The organism is Halothiobacillus sp., assembly GCF_027346185.1.
Classification (GTDB): Bacteria; Pseudomonadota; Gammaproteobacteria; order Halothiobacillales; family Halothiobacillaceae; genus Halothiobacillus.
Window position 1 is genome coordinate 1 of record NZ_DAIESY010000023.1, and the last position, 6,191, is coordinate 6,191.

Here is a 6,191-nt window from a genome sequence, read left to right on the forward strand (position 1 = left end):
GTATTGCAGGAGCACTTCGGAAAGTACGAGAAGATGGTGGCGGGGCTGGCTCTGATTCTGGACATGGCCGAACGCGCAAACGCAGGTGGAATGATAGGCGCGATTCGTGAGGATCCGATGCTCCGAGCAATCGCTTGGGCAAATTTTCTCGGCGCACATGCCCGCCGCGTTTATCACCTATGGATGCACCCCGAGGTGAGAGCCGCGCAACGCCTGAGTGATGCTCTGCTACAACGGAAATTGCCTGACCCGTTCACCGTTCCTGATGTGCAGCGCAAAAACTGGGGAGGGCTAGGATCACCCAAAACGATCAGTGCGGCGCTGGAGTTTCTGGAGTCAACCTGCTGGGTTCGTGGTTATGTCCAAGAGTCTGGAGCCAAAGGTGGCAGGCCCTCGCCTAGGTTCGAGGTAAACCCCAAAATCTACCGAATGAACGCAGAAAAGGACGCTACAAAACCTACGAAACTGTCAACCGAGGGGTTTAGTAGGTTTAATAGCGTGCCATCTAGCGTTTGTGAAGATATTTTTTCTGACGACGACGGCATCGACTTTGAGGATATCCGGCCATGAACGCAGCGCAGATCATCGTGGATATTGTTAATTCCGGTGGCTCCATATACATGGAGGATGGGCGGCTCAAGGTAAAGGGCATCCCTGCTGCTTTAGTGTCGGTAGTAAAATCTCATAAGGTAGCGTTAATGGCATTATTGTCGCCATCAACACCCTCCGCCCAATCCATCCAAAATGAGGGTGGAGGTCAACGAGATACTGCTGCGGCTCAACCTGAGTTAAGGAAAAAACCTTTATTACCTGCTGAGTTCACCATGCCTCAGCAGGAATGCGCGAGCAGTAGCAGTGGATATATGGGCACCGAGCGAGTTTGCTGCCGGGATTGTCGGCGCTATCTGCCTGGCGAGCCACTGCCCTCACAAAGCCTTGGAAGGTGTCTGGCCACTGCGAACGGGGCGCCGCCCGGTGAGGGATATGGCTACAAGGCATGTTTCCCTTTGGCCACCAGGAGATGCCCACAATTCATGCCAATTTAGGTTATGCCGGAAGGACATGCTACCGATAGTTACAATTTAGCCTAATAACGGTCGCGGAAAGGCCTCAATATGACCGGATTATGGCCACATCTTGGGTCCATGATGGAAAATGTTCTGTGTATAGAAACATCCATAAAAAAGTTTCAGTACATCGTCTTAGGCCCATGAGGAAATCACATAATTAAGGAGATAGTTATGAATATTGACATCAGAAATAAAGATGCCGTGTTGTCCATGCCAGAACTTCATGAGTTCTCGACTACGAAAGAATATCAGGCGGCGATGCAGCGTTGGGTGAGAGATTCTTTATTGTTGAAGGGAGATAACGGCAATCAGCGCAAACCTATCACGTTGCAGACACTCCGGGCAAAAGCGCATATGCTCGAAACCAGGTTTGGTGATCTGCATCTTGCTGCGCTCTGGATGATTGGAGACGATGCCCAAAGGAGTTTGCGCCCGTCCACGTATCGGGGATACCGGTTGGCGATAGAACAGACATTAACAGATCGTAATGATCAGGAGGGGCTGCTGATTATTTCGCGCGCTCAACAAGACTTTAAAAAAGCCAAGACCGCCAAGGCTTCTACTCGGCGCCGAAGAAAAACGGTTACTCCACATGATATTAAGAAAATAGCGGATTGGCTTGATAAAGAAGGCATGCGGAGGTCAAAAAAAATGGTGGCCACCCTTCATGATGCAAGGTACGCTGGTTGGCCGATTCGCACGCTGGCTATGTTTCTGGCCACCATTGGCACTGGACTGCGGCCCAGTGAATGGCAACATGTGGAAACTCGTTATGACGCAGATGGCATGCCTTACCTTTGGGTAAGATGTGCCAAAACTCAGGGTGATATAGTTCTGTACCGCCGCGTACCGTGGCCACTAGATGGCGGTCCATATCAGGTTAGTCTTTCAGCGCATATGGAGGAGATGGGCGAATTCATGGCCAATGGTGGCAGTTACGAACAATATCTCAGGACGTGTAGGCGCTGGCTCCATAAAGCAAACCATGCGGTTTTCACGGACAGGAAAATGGTGATAGATTTTCTTTCTGGGCGGCATACATTTCATGCAAAACTACTCAATGACGGGGAGTACAGTTTGGCGGATATTGCCGCGATCATGGGGCATTCAACCATGACGGATCAGGTCTATGGAAAAGGCAAACGAAGTGGGGGGTTCGGCGCATCTGTTCAAGCTGTTTTAACGCCAACTGGTACTGATCCTAAGCTCTGCGATGGAAGCCCATGAACCAGTGAATGAGGCCGACGCGCTGCTGGAGGAATGGACACGACTGTTCCCGCCGGATCTGTCAGATTGACAGCAAATATGGATAATGACTTCGCTAGCCTTCAAGAGCAAGATGTACCGCATGGCCACGAGACAAGATACGACACTCCTTTTTATGCAAGATGCTGTAGGTGTCAAAGTGGGGCTGTCATCCCGGACGGTTCCTCACTCACGGACAGCAGATCGGCCAAAGCGGCACATCCGTCGCAACGTCGTGAATGCGGCCGGTAGCCGACGGTGAAAGTGCCGGGAGACTGAACGTAAGGTTCTTGCACCGGCTAATTCACACATCATGCAACCTCTTCGTCGAGTGCCTCTTTCGGTAGAGGCACGAACGGCGTCACCTGATCACGGAAGAACAGCGATAGCAAATGATCAAGACGCTGACGCGCGAAATCCCTCCCCATCCTCTCCATCTGATCCAAGTTGTTCGCACCATCCAAGGCGAACTTTCCGGAAGGTACGGATGCCTCCAAGCGAAACACGCGCTCCGGCGCATTTGGTCGGTCGCCAAGCAATAGGTAGGTGCCGCCGACTGCGCCGCTTGACTGACCTTGCATGAACACAGTTGGCGCGGGGAGGGCCCACCGCAAGAGGCCGCCGCCGGACGGCGGGATGTAGTCTTCCTTGATGCACCCGAGCGCGAGCATATATACGTCGTGAGCATTCCATCCCAGCACACCCACCGCTTCGACGGCCGCAACGAGCATCGGGTTGTTCGCCCACACGCCGCCGTCAATGAGTCCTGTTCCCCCTCGCTTGAGTGATGATGAAAAGTAGGTTGGCGCTGATGCTGTAGACACCAACGCCTCAACGATTGGCTTGCTGTGGTCAAGTCGAAATCTTCCACAGTGCCTGGTCTTCCAGATGTATACGCCCTGCCCCGTCGGGTTCCATGAAGGAATGACCAGTCTCGTGCGCGCATCACCAATGAGCGCCTCCTGAAAGTGGTGCTCGAGTTCTGCACGCAAGACCGACGTTGGGTACTTTGTCCGCACAACCCAGTTCATCCAGAGCTTGAGGCGAGTGAACCAGTTGCCCGTCGGAAAGATGCGCGGACCGGACTTCTTGTAGATATCGACAATCTCTTCGGCGCGCATTCCACAGGCAATGCCTGCGGCAATGATCCCGCCCGTTGATGTGCCGACGATAAGGTCGAAGTATTCGTGCAGGGGGCGCTCAACCTGCTTCTCCAACTCTGCCAGGAACGCGGCCGGCACGATTCCCTTGAGACCGCCTCCATCGATCGTGAGGATTCTTCGCTTAATCGCTGCGCTCATGCTCTTGAGCTCCTGACGCCATATCTGCCGCGCTCTTCAGGTTTAGGATGCTCGCCGCCTCCACGCCACTCGCCGTCGATTAGCCACAATTCGAAGTAGCGCAACCACTCAAAGGTCCAGGGGACGAACGTCTCAGAAAGCCACATCCCAGGATGCCACTCCCCAGCGACAGGCATGTATAGGCACAACTTCGTTCGCCCGGCGCTGTGCGCATAGATGTGCGGCGGTCGCTTGCCGCCAGATAGTTGCTTGAGGTCAGGACTGAGAACATAAGCAGCAACTGGAGATCCGCTACGGTGCATTTCGACGCTACAGCGATATGCCCGTGCGCCGACAAGCGGCCTTGCCGTGAAATCGAAGCGCAGTTGCGCACCCGCTCTGATCACATCAGCCCTCGCCCCATCCAGCCCAAGGTCGCGCAGCCGGTGCGCTTGCATGGCAAGCGACGGGACTTGGCGCGGCGGCCGGGCCATTACTCGTCCCGCCCAAAGAAGCGATGCGGCTGGCTCTTCATCCGCACCGGCGCCGTCGACAGTAGCGATGCGGAAGTCGAATCGGCAGAGACCGGCACCACGATCATTTGCCCGTCACGGTGCCCGTTGATCGAGGCGCACAAGGCCGCGCTGACACTATCTTCAGCCCTACTGCCGAACAAGGTGGACACGCTCTTGCACAGCGCGTCCATCCCTTGATTCTGACCGGCCAGCTCGATCATCCCGAGAACGTCAACACCGAACGTGCGGTGCCAATCGTCGAAGGCATCCTGCCGGTCAGGCGACGAGTTCATTCGATCAGCCAAATTGTCTTCGGCGGCCGTCGGATTGCCCAGGGTCCAATGTTCGCCGCGCGGCATCGTGCGACGTTGGATGTAGGTCGGCATATCACGCCACATGCGCATCATGAGGTCAAGAGGAGTGTCAAAGGTGTCGCCAAGCGCAGCGAGGTAGGACTGAACGGCGGTCGTCGTGATGACGACGCTCGGCGGTGCAAGATCGGGCATTTGGGCGAAATACTTGTTCCGGTGAATCTTGAGTATCTGGATGATGCGCGCCAGCAGGCGATCGAAGATCTCGATGGATGGAAGCGGCGTCACCCCTGCCTTTGCCAAGGCATCCATGTCCGCAACCCGCTTACCGAATAGAGGCGTGCGTGTCGCAACTGCATTGACCCAGAGCCCGTAGCCCTTCGGATTCGTCCCCATGTACCGGGACAGTTCACGGTCAGGGACGAGTCCGAACGTGTCGCCGTGCGGCCCAAGCAGCTTCGGGCTGTGCACAACCGGCGTCACATCTGCATGCATCTCATCCGCGTACTGCAGCTGCACGCAACGCCGCTTTTGCTCGATTCCGAGATCGTGGCGCATCGCGTACTCGTACATCGCCTGATGAACCACGTCGAGTAGCTGACGGCAGTTGAACTGGTCCTGCACGCCAGGTTTGAGCAGCAGGACAAGATCGACGTCCATTTCGGTCCGCCCCTCCGGTCTGGTAGACGTCCCGATCAGCATCGACCCCTGAGGGTGGACCTCGACAGTCACGCCGCCGAGCGTCGGATGCTCGGACAAGAATTGCCCGATCGACTCGTAGGCAGAGGTCAGGCGATCGCGTTGTGTTTCGGTCAGCGCGTGCGCATCCGTGATTGCGACGATGGCGCCGCTCACTATGCTTACAGATTCATCTGAGAAGCGCGAAGGAATCAATCCCCGCGCCGACAAAGGCATGGAAGGGTCTCGGTGCATACATGTCCGTAAGTCTGCGGTTGTGGCGCACTTCAAGGGGACCACCCGAGCTCGAATTTTATATTGACGATGCCAGTCGGTCGAGCCGACAATGCATCTCTGCAACTACACCGAGCTTTCGGTGATCCTGAGTCGCCCGCGCCAAGTGGGGCGACTCTTTTTTTGATCGTTGTCACTTCGGTGACACTATATCTTCCCTGTTTTCTTTTGGCAAATGCCATATCTAGTGTTTCACGTGTCGAAACCGGCCGCCCAGCCGAGCCACCTCACATGCTCCATGTCACCTACCCCGGATCCTATGGCTAAAACCGACGGCCTGCTAGCAAACAACCGCAACGATCTGTTCCTCGTGTATCTCGCTTATCTTATCGAAACAGCGATTTTTTTAAGTAAAAACAGAACCGCCAGGAACGTCAGGACTGTTGCCACTAACCGGAAGGGTCTTCGTCGAAGGTTTCGCCATTGGTTTGCCAGAGCGTTCAGCCCAGAAATCCCCAGCCTGCTGACGAACCAGTAGCCGAATGCGGCCGGAATACGCACCGCATACCCCCCTGAAATCTTCAACGGTACAGGGCGTCCATATCCACGCCCATATCCGCCCCCAGGGCCACATCCCGCAGAATTTCCGCCCACCAGGGCAGAGGCTCCGTGCTTTGCCGGAGGATGACGCCTTTCTTTATTTCCAAGAGTAAGGGCGGCTGATAGTCGGCCTGCAGGTTCAGGTCCACCGTGGCGCGGTTATCGTACACGCGCAGGCGCCGCGCAAGATGCGCGACCAGCGCGGCGTGGGTAAAACCGCCGAACAGATTGCGTTCAATCTGGGCCTCTGGAATATCT

At 55.5% G+C, this 6,191-nt stretch carries 6 protein-coding genes; 3 read left to right on the forward strand and 3 right to left on the reverse strand.

Annotated elements, in window-relative coordinates:
- From M7R55_RS01750 to M7R55_RS01760, 3 genes are all read left to right on the forward strand, one after another.
- Nucleotides 1-570 (forward strand): DUF3987 domain-containing protein (locus M7R55_RS01750; protein ID WP_298217937.1); only part of this gene is annotated, 570 nt, incomplete at its 5' end.
- Nucleotides 567-1,046, forward strand: a complete 480-nt coding sequence (locus M7R55_RS01755) for a hypothetical protein (RefSeq protein ID WP_298217939.1) — start codon at nucleotides 567-569, stop codon at nucleotides 1,044-1,046. The genes M7R55_RS01750 and M7R55_RS01755, both read left to right, overlap by 4 nt.
- 195 nt (nucleotides 1,047-1,241) lie before the next feature.
- On the forward strand, nucleotides 1,242-2,297 hold the full coding sequence (locus tag M7R55_RS01760; protein ID WP_298217941.1) for a hypothetical protein: 1,056 nt from the start codon (nucleotides 1,242-1,244) through the stop codon (nucleotides 2,295-2,297).
- A 329-nt stretch (nucleotides 2,298-2,626) separates the two neighbouring features.
- Here M7R55_RS01760 and M7R55_RS01765 read toward each other — a convergent pair whose 3' ends face one another.
- The 3 genes from M7R55_RS01765 to M7R55_RS01775 form a co-directional block, all read right to left on the reverse strand.
- The gene (locus M7R55_RS01765) at nucleotides 2,627-3,616 is read right to left on the reverse strand and encodes a CBASS cGAMP-activated phospholipase (RefSeq protein WP_298217943.1); all 990 of its coding nucleotides are present in this window, start codon (nucleotides 3,614-3,616) and stop codon (nucleotides 2,627-2,629) included.
- A 472-nt stretch (nucleotides 3,617-4,088) separates the two neighbouring features.
- Nucleotides 4,089-5,276: a nucleotidyltransferase gene (locus M7R55_RS01770; RefSeq protein ID WP_298217945.1), complete on the reverse strand. Its 1,188-nt coding sequence runs from the start codon at nucleotides 5,274-5,276 to the stop codon at nucleotides 4,089-4,091.
- Nucleotides 5,277-5,914: 638 nt separating this feature from the next.
- Nucleotides 5,915-6,191: hypothetical protein (locus tag M7R55_RS01775; protein ID WP_298217947.1), on the reverse strand; the 277-nt coding region annotated here is incomplete at its 5' end.